Annotated in this window: 17 protein-coding genes and 1 pseudogene; 12 read left to right on the top strand and 6 right to left on the bottom strand. The window is 43.3% G+C overall.

Annotated elements, in window-relative coordinates:
• Positions 1-13: 13 nt before the first annotated feature.
• Together FDF36_RS00705 and FDF36_RS00700 are read right to left on the bottom strand one after the other, a co-directional pair.
• Positions 14-229 (bottom strand): DUF4492 domain-containing protein, encoded by a 216-nt coding sequence (locus FDF36_RS00705; protein WP_005776680.1) that lies wholly within the window; start codon positions 227-229, stop codon positions 14-16.
• 100 nt (positions 230-329) lie between these two features.
• Entirely contained in the window at positions 330-638 is a 309-nt protein-coding gene (locus FDF36_RS00700; protein WP_259281341.1) for a hypothetical protein, read from the bottom strand.
• A 459-nt stretch (positions 639-1,097) separates the two neighbouring features.
• Here FDF36_RS00700 and FDF36_RS00695 point away from each other — a divergent pair, with 459 nt between their 5' ends.
• The 7 genes and pseudogenes from FDF36_RS00695 to FDF36_RS21430 form a co-directional block, all read left to right on the top strand.
• The gene (locus tag FDF36_RS00695; protein WP_220389949.1) at positions 1,098-2,525 is read left to right on the top strand and encodes a TolC family protein; all 1,428 of its coding nucleotides are present in this window, start codon (positions 1,098-1,100) and stop codon (positions 2,523-2,525) included.
• Between the two features lie 14 nt (positions 2,526-2,539).
• The gene (locus FDF36_RS00690) at positions 2,540-3,763 is read left to right on the top strand and encodes an efflux RND transporter periplasmic adaptor subunit (RefSeq protein WP_005808799.1); all 1,224 of its coding nucleotides are present in this window, start codon (positions 2,540-2,542) and stop codon (positions 3,761-3,763) included.
• Between the two features lie 2 nt (positions 3,764-3,765).
• Positions 3,766-4,509, top strand: a complete 744-nt coding sequence (locus FDF36_RS00685; protein ID WP_005776674.1) for an ABC transporter ATP-binding protein — start codon at positions 3,766-3,768, stop codon at positions 4,507-4,509.
• 136 nt (positions 4,510-4,645) lie between these two features.
• Positions 4,646-5,866 (top strand): ABC transporter permease, encoded by a 1,221-nt coding sequence (locus FDF36_RS00680; RefSeq protein WP_220389948.1) that lies wholly within the window; start codon positions 4,646-4,648, stop codon positions 5,864-5,866.
• A gap of 225 nt (positions 5,867-6,091) precedes the next feature.
• The gene (locus FDF36_RS00675) at positions 6,092-7,150 is read left to right on the top strand and encodes a sensor histidine kinase (RefSeq protein WP_220389947.1); all 1,059 of its coding nucleotides are present in this window, start codon (positions 6,092-6,094) and stop codon (positions 7,148-7,150) included.
• Positions 7,147-7,845: a LytR/AlgR family response regulator transcription factor gene (locus FDF36_RS00670; protein ID WP_005819743.1), complete on the top strand. Its 699-nt coding sequence runs from the start codon at positions 7,147-7,149 to the stop codon at positions 7,843-7,845. The genes FDF36_RS00675 and FDF36_RS00670 overlap by 4 nt, the downstream gene beginning before the upstream one ends.
• Positions 7,846-8,226: 381 nt before the next feature.
• Positions 8,227-8,376 (top strand): annotated as a pseudogene (locus tag FDF36_RS21430) (recombinase); the annotation flags it as partial.
• Positions 8,377-8,505: 129 nt separating this feature from the next.
• Here the strand turns inward: FDF36_RS21430 and FDF36_RS00665 are convergent.
• Positions 8,506-8,724 (bottom strand): hypothetical protein, encoded by a 219-nt coding sequence (locus FDF36_RS00665; protein ID WP_220389946.1) that lies wholly within the window; start codon positions 8,722-8,724, stop codon positions 8,506-8,508.
• Positions 8,725-9,284: 560 nt separating this feature from the next.
• Between FDF36_RS00665 and FDF36_RS00655 the strand changes: the two genes are divergently transcribed.
• Positions 9,285-9,464, top strand: coding sequence for a hypothetical protein (locus tag FDF36_RS00655; RefSeq protein ID WP_220389945.1), 180 nt, complete (start codon positions 9,285-9,287; stop codon positions 9,462-9,464).
• Between the two features lie 350 nt (positions 9,465-9,814).
• Here FDF36_RS00655 and FDF36_RS00650 read toward each other — a convergent pair whose 3' ends face one another.
• Positions 9,815-10,144 (bottom strand): hypothetical protein, encoded by a 330-nt coding sequence (locus tag FDF36_RS00650; protein WP_220389944.1) that lies wholly within the window; start codon positions 10,142-10,144, stop codon positions 9,815-9,817.
• A gap of 404 nt (positions 10,145-10,548) precedes the next feature.
• Positions 10,549-11,478, bottom strand: coding sequence for a hypothetical protein (locus FDF36_RS00645; protein WP_022012967.1), 930 nt, complete (start codon positions 11,476-11,478; stop codon positions 10,549-10,551).
• 630 nt (positions 11,479-12,108) lie between these two features.
• On the opposite strand from FDF36_RS00645, the gene FDF36_RS00640 reads away from it, so the two are divergent.
• The 4 genes from FDF36_RS00640 (at position 12,109) to uraH (ending at position 15,360) form a co-directional block, all read left to right on the top strand.
• Positions 12,109-12,843, top strand: a complete 735-nt coding sequence (locus tag FDF36_RS00640; protein ID WP_220389943.1) for an outer membrane beta-barrel protein — start codon at positions 12,109-12,111, stop codon at positions 12,841-12,843.
• A gap of 11 nt (positions 12,844-12,854) precedes the next feature.
• Entirely contained in the window at positions 12,855-14,528 is a 1,674-nt protein-coding gene (locus tag FDF36_RS00635) for a S41 family peptidase (protein WP_220389942.1), read from the top strand.
• A gap of 228 nt (positions 14,529-14,756) precedes the next feature.
• Positions 14,757-14,891: a YnfA family protein gene (locus tag FDF36_RS00630; protein ID WP_005819730.1), complete on the top strand. Its 135-nt coding sequence runs from the start codon at positions 14,757-14,759 to the stop codon at positions 14,889-14,891.
• A 46-nt stretch (positions 14,892-14,937) separates the two neighbouring features.
• A complete protein-coding gene (uraH, locus tag FDF36_RS00625) occupies positions 14,938-15,360 on the top strand; it encodes a hydroxyisourate hydrolase (RefSeq protein WP_122141937.1) in 423 nt (140 codons plus the stop codon).
• A 98-nt stretch (positions 15,361-15,458) separates the two neighbouring features.
• Here uraH and FDF36_RS00620 read toward each other — a convergent pair whose 3' ends face one another.
• Positions 15,459-16,268: a TrmH family RNA methyltransferase gene (locus FDF36_RS00620; RefSeq protein ID WP_220389941.1), complete on the bottom strand. Its 810-nt coding sequence runs from the start codon at positions 16,266-16,268 to the stop codon at positions 15,459-15,461.
• Between the last annotated feature and the right edge of the window lie 31 nt (positions 16,269-16,299).

The raw sequence follows: 16,299 nt of genomic DNA, 5'->3' as shown, positions 1-16,299 counted from the left end.
AAACTTCAGCCGTTTATTGCCCGCGTTGTATCAGTTCGCCTGCAACGTATTCTTCCTTGTCCTTGTCGGTAGGCTGGCTGCTCAGAAAGTTAGGAAAGAAAAAGAGGCGGAGAATGAAGAACATGATGAAGAGTTTCACCAGTATAATCAGCCACAGGGTGCGGCCCAGAGTCATGCTTCGAAAACCTTCGACATAGAAGTTCCAGATATGGAGCAGTGTATTCTTCATAATACAGGGTAATTTTATAACATATCAAAATTAGTGTCTATACAAATAATAACAAAGATAATCTTAAAAATGTTGATGAAACAAGCAAAATAAACGGTTCTTACTCACCACAGAGGACACAGAACGACACAGAATCGAATCTAAGTTTCTGATTATTATAAAGATAGTCAGACAGCCCGAAGTTGAGCAGCACATCTCTGAACAACTCAACGGTACCGTTATTGCAACGCGCCAACTGGCTCAATAAGGAAGGTCTGTAACACGTCGTATAGGCAGGCTGATGACGCAAGTAGATCAGAATTGCCATATAGGCTCCCACTCCTCCCGGTCCGAGAGCTTCTATCAAGTCTCCCACTTCCCGTGTGTTCAGGAAATCTTTCTCAAGAATAAAAAATTGTTTTCTTTCCATTTGTTTTTGAGTTTAATTCACCACGGAGGACACAGAGAACACAGAGAGTATCTTTCTCTTAAACATCTTAATAAACAAGAGATTAAAACTCTGTGTCCTCCGTGTACTCTGTGGTGAATCGTATTCATTTCTATACAGTTCATCGTTCTAAACGTTCCGGCTTACAAAAGTAAATATTTACCTTTTAAGAAGTGTGACCTGACAGGTCACACTTCTATCAAAGTTCCTGAAACACACCTCCTTTTTACCTGTGAGGGCAGTTACCGGTCACCGGGACATTTCCCACTCAGGAAATCTTAAAAAAGATTCTCTGTGGAACTCTGTGTCACTCCGTGGTAAACTTCATTCATCGATTATAGTTCATCTTTTATCGTTAAAACCTCCGCTCCCGTCTATCGCTTTTGCGCCTCTTTCTTATACGCTGTACCTTTGTTTCAGTAAAATCAAAGAACCAAGCGTATGACAAACGTAAAAAGAATCACCCTGATAGCCCTCTGCCTGGCAGCCACCCTGCCCGAAGGCGGATTGTGGGCGCAACAAACCGGAACCTCCGGGCAAATGCAGGCCAGCGACTCGGTGGCAATACCTGCCCGGTGGGACCTGCAAAGCTGCATCGATTATGCTTTGCAGCAAAACATCAGCATCCGTCGCAACAGAATCAACGCACAAAGCACACAGGTGGACGTGAAGACAGCCAAAGCGGCCCTCTTCCCCAGCCTTTCATTCTCCAGCAGCCAGAATCTGGTGAACCGCCCCTATCAAGAGTCGAGCAGCATCATCAGCGGATCGGAAGTGCTGAAGAGCAGCAACAAGACAACCTACAACGGAAACTACGGGCTGAATGCACAATGGACCGTATACAACGGCAGCAAACGCCTGAAGACCATCGAGCAGGAAAAACTCAACAACCGGGTGGCGGACCTCGACGTGGCTACTTCGGAGAATGACATCCGGCAGTCCATCGCCCAGACCTACATACAAATACTGTATGCGGCCGAGTCGGTGAAGGTGAACGAAAACACCCTGCAAGTATCCGAAGCCCAGCGGGACCGCGGCAAGCAACTGCTGGATGCGGGAAGCATCGCCCGGAGCGACTATGCCCAACTGGAAGCACAAGTCAGCACCGACCGCTATCAACTGGTCACGGCACAGGCCACGCTTCAGGATTATAAACTGCAACTGAAACAACTGCTCGAACTGGACGGCGAACAAGAGATGCAGATATATCTGCCTGTGCTGGGTGACGAAAATGTACTGTCGCCCCTGCCCACCAAGGCGGACGTGTTTCAGGCTGCCGTGGCCCTACGGCCGGAGATCGAGGCAAGCAAACTCAGTGTGGAGGCTTCGGAACTGGGCATCGGAATAGCCCGGTCGGGATATCTGCCCAGCGTCAGCCTGACAGCCGGAATAGGGACAAACCATACGAGCGGAAGCGACTTCACCTTCGGGGAACAGGTGAAAAACGGATGGAACAACTCCATCGGACTCAGCATCAGCGTACCTATCTTCAACAACCGGCAGACGAAAAGCGCCGTAGAAAAGGCCAAACTTCAGTATCAGACCAGCCAACTGACGCTGCTCGATGAACAGAAAACGCTGTATAAGACCATCGAAGGGTTGTGGCTCGATGCCAACAGCGCACAACAACGCTATGCGGCAGCTGTAGAAAAGTTGCGCAGCACGCAGACCAGCTATGAACTGATCAGCGAACAGTTTAATGCCGGCATGAAGAATACGGTAGAACTGCTTACGGAGAAGAACAATCTGCTGCAAGCACAGCAGGAGTTGCTACAGTCCAAGTATATAGCCATTCTAAACACTCAACTGCTGAAGTTCTATCAGGGAGACGAGTTGACAGGACTCACCGCAGAGAACAAAAACATTTAATACGTATAAACGATATGAATAAGAAAAAGATCATCCTTATCGCCGCAGGCATCGTCGTACTGGCAGGCGGAGGGCTTTGGCTCTTCGGAAGCCCGACGGCCAAGCACAAAGTGACCTATACCACGGCGACCGTGAGCAAAGGCGAGATATCCGAATCGGTGACCGCCACAGGAACCATCGAACCGGTAACGGAAGTGGAAGTCGGTACACAGGTATCCGGAATCATCGACAAAATCTATGTGGACTATAATGCGGCAGTGACCAAAGGACAGTTGATTGCCGAGATGGACCGCGTGACGTTGCAGAGTGAACTCGCTTCACAACGCGCCACTTACAATGGAGCGAAAGCGGAATACGAATATCAGAAGAAGAACTATGAACGCAGCCGGGGACTGCACGAAAAGGCGCTGATCAGCGATACCGATTACGAGCAGTCGCTCTACAACTATGAAAAGGCAAAAAGCTCGTTCGAGAGCAGCCAGGCTTCGTTGGCCAAAGCGGAACGCAACCTGTCGTATGCCACCATCACTTCACCGATCGACGGCGTGGTCATCAGCCGCGATGTGGAAGAAGGACAGACCGTAGCTTCGGGATTTGAAACACCGACCCTATTCACCATTGCCGCCGACCTGACTCAGATGCAGGTTGTGGCCGATGTGGATGAAGCCGACATAGGCGGTGTGGAAGAAGGACAACGGGCTACATTCACCGTAGATGCCTACCCGAACGACGTATTCGAAGGAACGGTCACGCAAATCCGACTGGGAGACGCAAGCAGCACCAGCACGAGCAGTACGTCGACCACCGTAGTCACTTACGAAGTAGTGATCTCCGCCCACAATCCGGACTTGAAGTTGAAACCCCGCCTGACAGCCAATGTCACCATTTATACCCTGGACCGCAAAGACGTGCTCTCCGTGCCCGCACGCGCACTGCGCTTCACCCCGGAAAAGCCGCTGATAAGCGACAAGGATGTGGTAAAAGACTGTGAGGGCGAACATAAACTGTGGACACGTGAAGGAAATACATTCACGGCACATCCCGTACAGACAGGTATCACCAACGGTATCAATACCGAAATCACCGGAGGAGCCTCCGAAGGAATGGTAGTAGTGACCGAAGCAACCATCGGAAGCATGCCCGGTGGGAACGTAGCACCCGAAGCCGGACCGGACGGTGGCGGAGAGCAAAGCCCGTTCATGCCAAGCCACCCGGGCAGTAAGAAGAAAGGAAAATAAGTATGAGCAAAACAGTCATCGAACTTCAGAACATCAAACGCAACTTCCGGGTGGGAGACGAAACGGTACATGCGCTGCGCGGAGTTTCGTTCACCATCACCGAAGGGGAGTTTGTCACCATCATGGGTACTTCCGGTTCGGGAAAGTCGACGTTGCTGAACACGTTGGGTTGCCTCGACACACCCACCAGTGGAGAATATCTGCTGGACGGTATCTCGGTGCGTACCATGAGCAAGCCGCAACGCGCCGTATTGCGCAACCGCAAGATAGGCTTTGTCTTTCAGAGCTACAACCTGCTGCCGAAGACGACCGCCGTGGAGAATGTGGAGCTCCCACTGATGTACAACTCGGGAGTCAGCGCCTCCGAACGGCGCCGGCGGGCCATCGAAGCCCTCCGCGCGGTAGGGTTGGGCGACCGGTTGGAACATAAATCCAACCAAATGTCCGGCGGACAAATGCAGCGTGTAGCCATCGCCCGCGCGTTGGTCAACAATCCGGCAGTCATCCTCGCGGATGAAGCGACGGGTAACCTCGATACACGCACCTCTTTTGAAATTCTGGTGCTGTTTCAGAAACTGCATGCCGAGGGGCGTACCATCATCTTTGTGACGCACAACCCGGAAATAGCCCAATACAGCAGCCGCAACATTGTGCTGCGCGATGGGCAGGTCAAGGATGATAGTGTCAACCCGAACATTCTTTCGGCAGCCGAGGCACTGGCCGCACTGCCTGTGCAGGAAGAATAATACTGTGTAGAAACGAATACGATTCACCACAGATTACACGGATTCTCACAGATTAGTAATTTATTTTACTGAGAGTTAAACTAAAATATCTGTGTTAATCTGTGTAATCTGTGGTGAACTCAAAACCATTACCATTATGAATGGAACCAATTTATTTAAAATAGCCCTGCGTGCCCTGAACAACAACAAGCTGCGCGCATTCCTTACGATGCTTGGAATCATTATCGGTGTGGCATCTGTCATCACCATGCTCGCCATCGGACAGGGATCAAAGAAAAGCATTCAGGCACAAATCTCCGAAATGGGCTCCAATATGATCATGATCCATCCGGGAGCAGATATGCGCGGAGGAGTCCGTCAGGACCCCAGTGCCATGCAGACACTGAAACTGACCGACTACGAATCATTGCGGGACGAAACCAGTTTTTTAGCTGCCGTCAGCCCGAATGTTTCCAGCTCCGGGCAACTGATAGCCGGTAACAATAACTATCCGTCATCCGTCAGTGGCGTGGGTACGGACTATCTGGAGATACGCCAGCTCTCGGTCGACAACGGCGAGATGTTCAGCGAAGCCGATATCCAGTCCAGCGCCAAGGTGTGCGTGATAGGAAAAACCATTGTAGACAATCTTTTCCCCGGTGGAGAAGACCCCGTGGGACGCATTGTCCGGTTCAATAAAATCCCGTTCCGCGTAGTGGGCGTACTGAAGTCCAAAGGCTACAACTCCATGGGTATGGACCAGGATGACATCGTACTGGCCCCCTACACCACCGTGATGAAGCGCCTGCTGGCACAGACCTATCTGCAAGGCATTTACGCCTCTGCCCTCACCGAGGATATGACGGACAATGCTACTGAAGAAATCACAAAACTCCTCCGCCGCAATCATAAACTCAAGGAAGGGGACGATGATGACTTCACCATCCGCAGCCAGCAGGAACTGAGCAGCATGCTCAACTCCACCACCGACCTGATGACCACCCTGCTTGCCTGCATCGCCGGCATCTCGCTTGTGGTAGGCGGAATCGGAATCATGAACATCATGTACGTCAGCGTCACCGAACGTACCCGGGAAATCGGCCTGCGCATGTCAGTCGGTGCACGGGGAATCGACATCCTGAGCCAATTCCTGATAGAAGCCATCCTGATCAGTATCACCGGCGGCCTTATCGGAGTAATCATCGGCTGTGGTGCCAGCTGGCTTGTGAAAAGCGTTGCCCATTGGCCCATCTTCATCCAGCCCTGGAGTGTATTCCTGTCGTTTGCTGTGTGCACCGTCACCGGGGTCTTCTTCGGATGGTATCCGGCCAAGAAAGCAGCCGACCTCGACCCGATCGAGGCAATCCGATACGAGTAATCTATCACAGAGGACACTGAGAACGTAAAGTAAAAAAAAGTATAAAGAACGACGAAAGCCCGATATTCTATCAGTAAAGCCTATGATGCTGATTGCTTTCATTGCCTATTATATATTCTTTATACATTATATATAATAAACTCTGTGTCCTCTGTGGTGATCCCCCTTTATCGTTCATCGTTCAAAACCTCCCAAACGTAAACTAAAATTAGTATCTTTGTCCCCATGAAACAGTCTCTGACATCAGCCCGCCGCCCTCTGGAAATACTGATACATATTATCAGCTGGGGGATCGTGTTCGGTTTCCCTTTCTTCTTTATCGATCGTGCGGGAAACAGTATCAATTGGAGTGCCTATCTGCGCCACTCTGTCGTACCCATCTCCTTTGTCACCGTATTCTATCTGAACTACTTCCTGCTGGTCCCCTTCCTCTTGTTCCGGGAACAGAAGAATAAGTACATCATCTATAACATCCTGCTGGTCTGCATAATCGGCCTCCTGCTGCACATCTGGCAAAGCCTGAATGCCCCGGTCCCTCCCATAAAGAAACCTCACATGCCTCCCGGATGGATCTTCTTTGTACGGGACATCCTAAGCCTTATCTTCACCATCGGCCTGAGTGCCGCCATCCGCATGAGCGCCCGCTGGGGAGAAGCCGAAGCCGCCCGCCGCGAAGCGGAAAAAAGCCGCACCGAAGCCGAACTGAAAAACCTGCGCAATCAGCTCAACCCGCACTTCCTGCTCAATACGCTGAACAACATCTACGCACTGATTGCCTTCGACAGCGACAAAGCGCAGCAGGCTGTACAGGAACTCAGCAAGTTGCTCCGCTATGTGCTTTATGACAACCAGCAGAACTACGTCCCCCTCTGCAAAGAGGTCGACTTTATCCGCAACTACATCGAACTAATGCGTATCCGCCTCTCCGGAAACGTAGAGGTCATTACGCAACTCGACATACAACCGGACAGCCAGACGAAGATCGCCCCGCTGATCTTCATCTCCCTTATTGAGAACGCCTTTAAACACGGCATCTCCCCTACCGAACTGAGCTTCATCCATATCCTTATCTCCGAGAATAAAGAAGAGATCCGGTGTGAAATACGCAACAGCTGCCATCCCAAAACCAATATGGATAAAAGCGGATCGGGCATCGGCCTCGAACAGGTGAGCAAGCGCCTCGAACTGTCTTACCCCGGACGCTACCGATGGGACAAAGCCATCTCTGAAGATGGCAAAGAATATATATCGAAATTATTAATATTTAATCATCCACAGCCGTGAAACTACATTGCGCCATAGTAGACGACGAGCCTCTGGCACTCAGCCTGCTGGAGAGTTACGTCAACAAAACCCCTTTCCTTGAACTGGCAGGAAAGTATTCCAGCGCTGTACAAGCCATGAAAGAACTTCCGGGACATCAGATTGACCTGCTGTTTTTGGATATCCAGATGCCGGAGCTTAACGGCCTGGAATTCTCTAAAATGGTAGATGCCCGTACCCGTATTGTCTTTACCACCGCCTTCGGTCAATACGCCATCGACGGATACCGGGTCAACGCACTGGACTACCTGCTCAAGCCCATCTCGTATGTCGACTTCCTGCAGGCGGCCAACAAGGCATTGCAGTGGTTCGAACTCGTTCAGAAACCCGAGGAAATAGACAGTATTTTCGTGAAGAGCGACTACAAACTGGTACAGGTAGAGCTCAAAAAGATATTGTACATAGAAGGTCTGAAGGACTATATCAAAATCTATACCGAAGATGCTCCCAAGCCCATCCTATCACTTATGAGTATGAAGTCCATGGAAGAGCTGCTTCCCCCCACCCGCTTTATACGTGTACACCGCTCTTTCATTGTCCAAAAGGACAAAATACGCATCATCGACCGCGGCCGCATCGTATTCGATAAGACCTACATCCCCGTCAGCGATAGCTACAAACAAGCTTTCCAAGCTTTCCTTGACGAACGAAGTTGAAAGGATTTGCAGCTGATTTATCGGTAAAATGTGAGCATTTGTCGATTATTATTTATATATAAACAAAAAAATCTCTATCTTTGTAACAAACAGAACGGAAGTTGTGAAACTTCCAAGAATAGAATAGTTTAGTTAAGTCTAGTTTAGTTTTTGTGTTGAGTCGGAAGCCTGCAAGCGAGCATGAGCTTCCGGCTTTCTTTTTGCTGTAATTCAGTAAGTTACATTCACAATCGAACTTTTTTTATATCTATTAGTAGCCCATATTAGAGAATTAAAACAAATCATAATGTCACTTTTGACGCTATATAATGGTCGAAAAATGGTCGGATTATGGTCGGATTATGGTCGGAAAACATGATACGATCGAAAACAGAATAAAGTATGGCTACATTTTCATTGGTAATTGTCCCAGCTAAAAAACTATCAGACGGGACACATAAAATAAGAATCAGAGTAGCACATAACTCTGATACAAGATTCATCACAACAGAAATTGTCGTTCGTGAAAACGAACTAAAAAACGGAAGGTTACAGACCTTTATATACAGAAAGATTTCTCTCTAATTAATGAAGCAAACTTCAAGCTTATTGAATACATCTTCAGGAAAGAAAGTAAGTATAAAGGCAGCTTATTCGGCTGCCTTTAAAAATAGCACCAACTTAAATAACAGTCTTTGACCAGGTAGCTATTGACGGATTCTGGTTAAATCTATCCCAAACCTCAATAATCACCTTACGATTCAAAAGAAGAACTCTATTGGCAAGAATAATTTTATCAGCAGCAGCTTGATAGGAAGCTGTTTCCTCGACAGCTTGCCGTACTATTAAAACCGCGTTTGTAGCGGTATCTCTTATTTCTACATAAAATGTTTGCCACATAATCATAATTTTTTTCCTACTCTCTTAAAGGCTTTTCGGAACCCGCCTATAAATTAACTATCTCCGTAAGCTTACATTGCAAAGATATAGGGATAGAGAGCCAAGAACAATTATAAATTTTAGATAGGTTGATTGATCTTTCAGAAACGAAAAAATTTCTCTTAAATATCTTACCCTAAAAATTTAACGAATCAAATAACCAAGCCTAAAAATAATTTATGAAGAAAATACCCAAAAAATCTAACCGAACGAATCAAATGCCGCAACGCTTTGTTAAGGTACAACTCAAATGAAATAGAATGATGAAAAGAAAATTTGAAATACATAAGATAGACGTATCCAGCAGCCTTCCTTTGCAATACGCCAATGAACGCATACAAGCCGCTTTCCCTTCTCCTACACAGTTATCATAAGCTTATGATAACTGTGCATAAAAAATATTCTACCACTATTAAGTAACAAAATCTTATTAGCCTTTTTTCTCTTCCGAATATATTCCTTCATTTTCATCGTTAGAGTCTATTAAATTTGTACATTTGCTCACACTCTAAAAAATGATTATGGAAAATCATCGCATTTCTTTCATTCATGATAATATAGAATATTCATTCATTAAAGCCATAGGCGGGTATTTAGAAGGTTATGAACTAATGGTAGCTTGTCGTGCAGAAGTCCGAGCCTATATGAAAAAACATAATTTAAAAGGCAAATACATACTAACTGGCATGGCTAAATTTTAGCTATGCATTCATTGACAAAATGCACATTAACCATAATCCATAACACAAGATTTGATTATTTTCCCCAAAAGTAAGGCTCCGAGCCTTTCAACCCGGAGCCTTACACATTCTGTTAAATAACAATGTTAGCTTCTACGTGACAAAGATGGTATTTCTTTCCGGTATACCTCGAATCAGAAAGGCGGGGTATATAAAAAATTGCCAACTCCAAAGAGAAGGAAACCGGGAACAATTATAAATCTTAAATAAGCAGACTAACCTTCTGGAAGCGGGGAGATTTCTCTTAAATGAGAAAGCCCCGATTCCTAAGAACCAGGGCCATAAAAGTAGAAATTAAGTTGAAAAGCTCACTATTCCTTCACAATCTCACCTTTCTCATTCAAAAGAACAGTGACATCTTCTGTAGATTGATCTTCCTTGGTTACAGTCACAATCACTTTATATACCTTACCAGTTTCTCTTTCCGAAACGAAAGCCTCTTTTATAGAAGCACCTTCATAATCTTTGGCCAATGCATTGATGACAGGAGTAGGAAGTTCCTTTGCGGCAACTTTTGTAAATTCGTCCTGAGGAGTTTGCAGAGTTCGTTCTACTGCTAAAGTGTCACCCGATACGCCGGCAAATGCTACTGAAGTGCCTAATCCCATAATCATTGCTAATGCTACTAATACCTTTTTCATAATCGTAATTTTTTAGTGTGAATAATTAAAACTAACTCTTATGCTAAATAAAAGACAAAGGACATGCCAGAATACTAACAGGCCACAAAGCAACTATAAAACAGCAAGTTACATTCAATATAATAAAAAAAAGATTGGGAAATAAATGGGGAATAGACACACACTTTGGGGAATAAATACACAATAAGCTCCGAATCTTTCGATCCGGAGCCTTACACGATTATAAGAGAAACAACGAGAAGAATCGCGTAGTTTTCCGTTTACACAATATTGGAGATAGTTACTTTAGGTGCCAGGGTTACCGATTTACTACTCAAGCAATATATTTCCATACTACCTCGGATATTTCTTCCTACCCTGTGATCACTTTTCAGAACCCGCCCATAACATTTAAAGCACATCAACTAAAGTACCGGACAAATAAAGAACTCCTTGGTTTTGCTGCTTTGTGCAAGTATATAACATGCTTGATTCTCTTTGAACGAAGTAACCGTATCATAAAACGAATCAAGATTTCCATTATTTAAATCTTTGTCTGTTTTTCTATCTGTAGAAAGTTCCCACATAAACCAACGTCTATCTTTCTCGCTGTGGAAATATGCAATAGGTTTGCCCAAATGCACAAATGCAGTCACACTTGGGTAATAGCGTGCCCAATTGCCACATCTCAATTCTGATTGACCGTTCCATTTTGTAGATAACTCAGAAACAAACCATCGATTGTCTTGTGCACTATGCGCAAACAAATAACTACGCCCATTTTCGACAAAAGGTATCAAAACCTTGTAAAAACGTGCCCAACGCCCTTCTTTAATCCTGTTCTTTCCATCCCAATTAGTGGACAACTCAGTCATAAACCAACTCTTATCCGAACTGCTATGAGCAAAAATATAATTTTTACCGTTTTCATTAAAGGGGATCATAACATCATAGTCTTTGCCGAATCCCTGGCCATTTTTTATTTCTTTCTGTCCATCCCATTTAGTAGATAACTCAGAAATAAACCACCGATTTCCTCTGTTACTATAACAGAATATGTAATTTTTTCCATTCTCAACAAACGGAACCTGAGAATTATAATACCAATGCCATTTATCATCGATAAAAACCTGACCTTCTCCCTCTGACGTCAGAGATGACAACTTAATCTTATTTCCATCAGCACTATGAGAAAAAAGAAAATTCTGACCATTCTCCTCAAATCTCACCATTGGTGAAAAGAAATAACTCCAATTTCCTCTCTTCATACCTTTCACATTAAGCAGGTTGCCCGCTTTTCCGTTACCCGCAATATTTCCTATGTTGAAACCTGCTGTGTCCATCTTTTCATTCATAACCCTAAAAATATTGTTCTACTCTATCAAAGGCTTTTCGAAACCCACCTATACGTTTTAACTATTTCTGCAAGCTTACGATACAAAAATATGGGATAAAAAGGGCGGGAACAATTATGAATTTCTGATGAGCATATTGGCCTTCCGAAAACCGGGAGATTTCTTTTAAATCGAAGAGAAAAAAACGAAATAGCATCAGTCAGATGGATGCCGAAAAGGTAATATTACCAATATCATCTAACATATTTGTGGTATTTTTCATATAAATTTTAAAAAAAAGCAATGAAATGTGTTTGTTTTCCAGCATAGAATAATAGTTTTGTAAAATATAGAAGTACCTATTTTAATCAAAACCTGAATATATATGAAGAAATTTAAAGTTTATAGAGATAATCAGATGTAGGCGGATTCTTTCCACAAGAAGAATTCGCCAAGTGATATTTCAATCATAAGATACCTGAATATGATTGAGCATGCTATGGATCTGAATAGCATAAAATCCCATTGATGATACAGTTCCGTTGCACGTTTCTCGTGACAACATTAATACACAGTCTATACCTGTTCGTATTATACCTAATTTAATCCACTATAATTTGCTTATTCGAACCACAACATCCGTTTGGTTCTTTGTTTAATTTAAACATTAATTTTATGAAAAAACAAGTAGCAATTTTCATTCTGTTAGGAATTATAACAATTCCTTCATCTGTAAAAGCACAGAAATTAAAAGTTAGTTTGGATGTCGGTATCTCCAGGAGTATTTTAAGTAGCGACGTTTCCAATCTGGTCAATACACGTTACAATACCCAAACAGGGGTTGCAACCGGTGTAAATCTTGAATATAACTTTTTTAAAGACTTTATTGTGGGAACAGGTCTGGGATTCATACAAAGAAACTATGAATATAAAAAGACGGATAATATTACGGGAACGCATACACTGTATAAAAACAACTTTATAAATGTACCGCTGAATGTAGGGTTATATATTTTCAATAACCCTTATAAAGAGAATGGTGTATGGCTCAAAATTCAAGGCGGTGTTTACTATGAATACTTTACAAGAATGCACCGGAAAGGAGAATACCCGATCTTTGCACAATTACAGAAAGACGGTTCCTATATCAGAGCTCAAGTGAATGAAACGTATGATTTCAAGCGAAATGAAAATAACTTGAAAAGAAACCTGTTCGGGATAGAGGGCACAGGAGAAATCGGTTATTCTTTTAAAAAGATCGATGTTTTTGCTTCATACACCTATCAGTATGGTCTAACCGACATATACAAAGCAAAAACTTCTTCGAATCGTAAATCAAGAAGAATCTCAAACATAATATCATTGGGCGTCGCCTATAAATTCTAAAACTATAGATTATGAAAACTAAAAAATATAATTGGACATTACGTCACTTCTTTCTTTTATTTCTTGTGCTCTTTATTTCTGGAAGTTGCGTTGAAGACGTTACAGAATCAACCAAAGAACCAACACGGTATACAGCAAGTGATATAAAATCGTATTCTGACCTGTTCAATGTGTTTTGGAATACAATGAACCAGAAATACAATTATTTTTACGAACAAAGTAGTTTGAACTGGGAAGCGATATATAAAGAATATACTCCAAAGTTCAAAGAATTAAAAACGTTTAACAGGGATAAACAGTATACCAAAGCTGAAATATCAGATGATTGTAACAAAGCAATAGAATACTTTACAGAAATCATTGATCCTATCATAGACCGACATTTCTATGTAAAAATATCACTTCCCGTGTCACATAGTTATTTCAAAAGCGCCATTTTTTATGGTGGAATGAAGAGTAAAGACAAGATATATGCTTATCCTTTTGATCTAAAGTATGAATATATGAAATCTAAGATACAACCTGACACAGGAGTATTCGGACATAAAAATGATATGTTAGGTGGCTTCTTATCAGACAATCCCGACATATACTATTTCGGTTTTAAGTCGTTTACAATAAGTAATGATTATATAGTTTCTTTTGGTGATGAATACTTGGTTATAGATGATAAAAGCCCGTATTATTTAACAGGAAAAGAGATAAGAGATACCATTGAAGCGAAAATAAAAGACCCTGCTGTAAAAAGTGTCCTGATTGAGAAGTCTATAGAATATATAGATAAGTTTAACTCTTTCATGATGTCCGAGATCGCGCAAGATGCAATAAAAAAAATAGAGAACTTTAAGCAATCCGAAACTATAGATGATGGTTTTATCAAGGCATTATCCAAAGCCCAACAGAATGCCCCTAATATAAATATAGAACTATCACAGCTAAGTGGTCTGAAAGAGTTTAAACAAAATCCGAATTATACCAAGTGGTTTAAACAACGCTCGACCGAGCATTTACAATTAGCGTGTGAGTATACAATTTTTCTCTCGGATATAGACAATGTTATCAATAACCGATATAAGATAGATTTCTATAAGAATTTCCTGGTACCCCTCAAAAACGGGGATATAAAAAAGATAATACTGGATCTTAGAGGAAACGGTGGTGGTATGGTTCTTGATGCAAGAACATTTACAGATCGCTTTATCACCAAAGACGCCATCTTTGGCTACCAGAGGTTCAAAGAAGACAATAATCCATTCAGTTATACCCCATGGACACCCTGCATGACAAAGCCAACAGACATTGGGATAAAAAAAGAAATACCGGTAGTTATTCTCTTAGACAAGAACAGTGCAAGTATGTCTGAAATCAGTACCCTAATGCTAAAAAGCCAGGGGAAACATGTCACTGTCGTAGGACATTATAGTGCCGGTGCAACTGCCGGATTAGGAGATTCGGATCAGTTTAACGGAGGGCTGAGAGGTAAAGTCGGTGATTACTTAGAGTTTTATATGCCTTTACTTGCAATGCAGGATGCAACTCATACTGTAATAGAAGGAATCGGAATTAAACCGGACTTCCTAATGGAACCACTAACCGAAGAAGAAATTTATGAAATGGCCCTTTCACCTTATACCCATATTGATCGCACGTTAAAACAGGCTGTAGAAATATTAACCAACAATTAACAGCCCTTTTACGATTAAGACCGGAGAGAGCCGGGAATCAACTAAAAATTAATTGCCGCATTGATGTTCCGGTCATGATGTGCCCTGTATTCAGTGTACAATCATTGACGGGATATCAAGCGGCATCCCTCCCGGCATAGCAAATTTGAGAATGTAAATCGAAGCCAGTTGATTTCATCCTTCTCTTTTTAAACTATATTTGTGACCCAATAATAAAAAAATGAATATATGCTTATATTAAGAACTATTTTAGTCTTCATACTTGCCGGCATTTGTGAAATTGGTGGCGGATATCTGGTATGGTTATCGGTTAAAGAGGGTAAGTCGGTATGGAGATCCATCTTTGATCCAAACCAAACATAAATTCAATTTATTTGTTAATTATATAATCATAATAACGAAAACAGATATGACGCAACTAATCAAGAAATTCTCGGTAATTATTATTTTATCCCTCCTGCCCTTCTCTATCTATGCCCAAACAGAAAGCCATCAGCTAAGTACACACATACTTGATATTAGTAAAGGAGAACCGGCACAAGGAGTTGACATCACCCTCTATAAATTAAATCCTTCCACTCCAAGCCAATGGAAACAGATTGCAACCGGCAAGACTGATGTAAATGGAAGAATCTCCAATTTTTTACCAGACATAGAGGATAATACAGGTATATATATGCTTAAATTTTATACAGAGCCTTATTTCCTGAAACAAGGCTTAAAATCAATCTATCCGTTTGTCGAGGTTATATTTAGAATTGAAGGCAAAAAGCATTATCATATTCCCATTACTATGTCAGCCAACGGGTATTCTACATACAGAGGGAATTAATATATTCCTTATTACAATTTATAAAGTAAGGCAGCCGCTTGCGGCTGCCTTACTTGTTAACTTTCGTTTTTGTTCTTCTACATTACTCTTTGTATTCATCAATATTCTTTCTCAACACGAAGTTGCCAGAAAGCGATGGCAGACGCAGCAGCCACATTGAGCGAATCAACCCCATGTGACATGGGGATGCGAACGACATAGTCCGCTTCGGCAATCCTCTCATGCGAGAGCCCGTCTCCCTCGGTACCCATCACGATAGCCAACTTGGGTTCGGTTGTCAGCACAGGATCATCGATGGAAATAGAATTATCCGTAAGTGCCATGGCAACGGTACGGAAGCCCCACCGAGCCAGATCACTGAGAGGACCATCCAGCCAAGTCCATGGTACAAGGAAGACCGCCCCCATAGACACCCGGATCGCACGTCGGTTTAATGGACTACAAGAGTTGCGCGTAAGCAATACCGCATCTATTCCGAGAGCGGCCGCCGAACGGAAGATGGCACCGATATTGGTAGTATCCACCACCCCGTCTATGATCACGATGCGCCTGGCTCTCCGGCATACTTCCTCCATACTTCGCGGAACCGGAAGACGCATGGCACAAAGTACACCACGTGTCAAAACGTATCCGGTCAGCGTAGCAAGCAGTTCTCTGTCACCTGTATAGACGGGTATATCACCACAGCGTTCAATGATATTCGCAGCATCCCCCGTGATATGTTTTTGCTCACACAAAATAGCTAAAGGTTCATAGCCTGCATCCAAAGCCACTTTAATGACTTTGGGACTTTCCGCTATAAACACCCCCTTTTCAGGCTCGAGGCGATTACGCAACTGAGCTTCGGTAAGGGTACTGAATATCTCTACTCCGGGATGGGACAAGGATGATATTTCGATAATAGGCATATTGTTATCCTTTATAACATTTGATTAAAGC

It is taken from the genome of Bacteroides fragilis (assembly GCF_019583405.1).
GTDB lineage: Bacteria > Bacteroidota > Bacteroidia > Bacteroidales > Bacteroidaceae > Bacteroides > Bacteroides fragilis_B.
Note: the sequence above shows the minus strand (reverse complement) of the source record. Positions and strands in the feature narration are given on the sequence as shown.

Bases quoted from the DNA above. Each gene is read 5' to 3' on its own strand.
- FDF36_RS00705 (WP_005776680.1), bottom strand. From the start codon at position 229: ATGAAGAATACACTGCTCCATATCTGGAACTTCTATGTCGAAGGTTTT.
- FDF36_RS00700 (WP_259281341.1), bottom strand. From the start codon at position 638: ATGGAAAGAAAACAATTTTTTATTCTTGAGAAAGATTTCCTGAACACA.
- FDF36_RS00695 (WP_220389949.1), top strand. From the start codon at position 1,098: ATGACAAACGTAAAAAGAATCACCCTGATAGCCCTCTGCCTGGCAGCC.
- FDF36_RS00690 (WP_005808799.1), top strand. From the start codon at position 2,540: ATGAATAAGAAAAAGATCATCCTTATCGCCGCAGGCATCGTCGTACTG.
- FDF36_RS00685 (WP_005776674.1), top strand. From the start codon at position 3,766: ATGAGCAAAACAGTCATCGAACTTCAGAACATCAAACGCAACTTCCGG.
- FDF36_RS00680 (WP_220389948.1), top strand. From the start codon at position 4,646: ATGAATGGAACCAATTTATTTAAAATAGCCCTGCGTGCCCTGAACAAC.
- FDF36_RS00675 (WP_220389947.1), top strand. From the start codon at position 6,092: ATGAAACAGTCTCTGACATCAGCCCGCCGCCCTCTGGAAATACTGATA.
- FDF36_RS00665 (WP_220389946.1), bottom strand. From the start codon at position 8,724: ATGTGGCAAACATTTTATGTAGAAATAAGAGATACCGCTACAAACGCG.
- FDF36_RS00655 (WP_220389945.1), top strand. From the start codon at position 9,285: ATGGAAAATCATCGCATTTCTTTCATTCATGATAATATAGAATATTCA.
- FDF36_RS00650 (WP_220389944.1), bottom strand. From the start codon at position 10,144: ATGAAAAAGGTATTAGTAGCATTAGCAATGATTATGGGATTAGGCACT.
- FDF36_RS00645 (WP_022012967.1), bottom strand. From the start codon at position 11,478: ATGAATGAAAAGATGGACACAGCAGGTTTCAACATAGGAAATATTGCG.
- FDF36_RS00635 (WP_220389942.1), top strand. From the start codon at position 12,855: ATGAAAACTAAAAAATATAATTGGACATTACGTCACTTCTTTCTTTTA.
- FDF36_RS00630 (WP_005819730.1), top strand. From the start codon at position 14,757: ATGCTTATATTAAGAACTATTTTAGTCTTCATACTTGCCGGCATTTGT.
- uraH (WP_122141937.1), top strand. From the start codon at position 14,938: ATGACGCAACTAATCAAGAAATTCTCGGTAATTATTATTTTATCCCTC.
- FDF36_RS00620 (WP_220389941.1), bottom strand. From the start codon at position 16,268: ATGCCTATTATCGAAATATCATCCTTGTCCCATCCCGGAGTAGAGATA.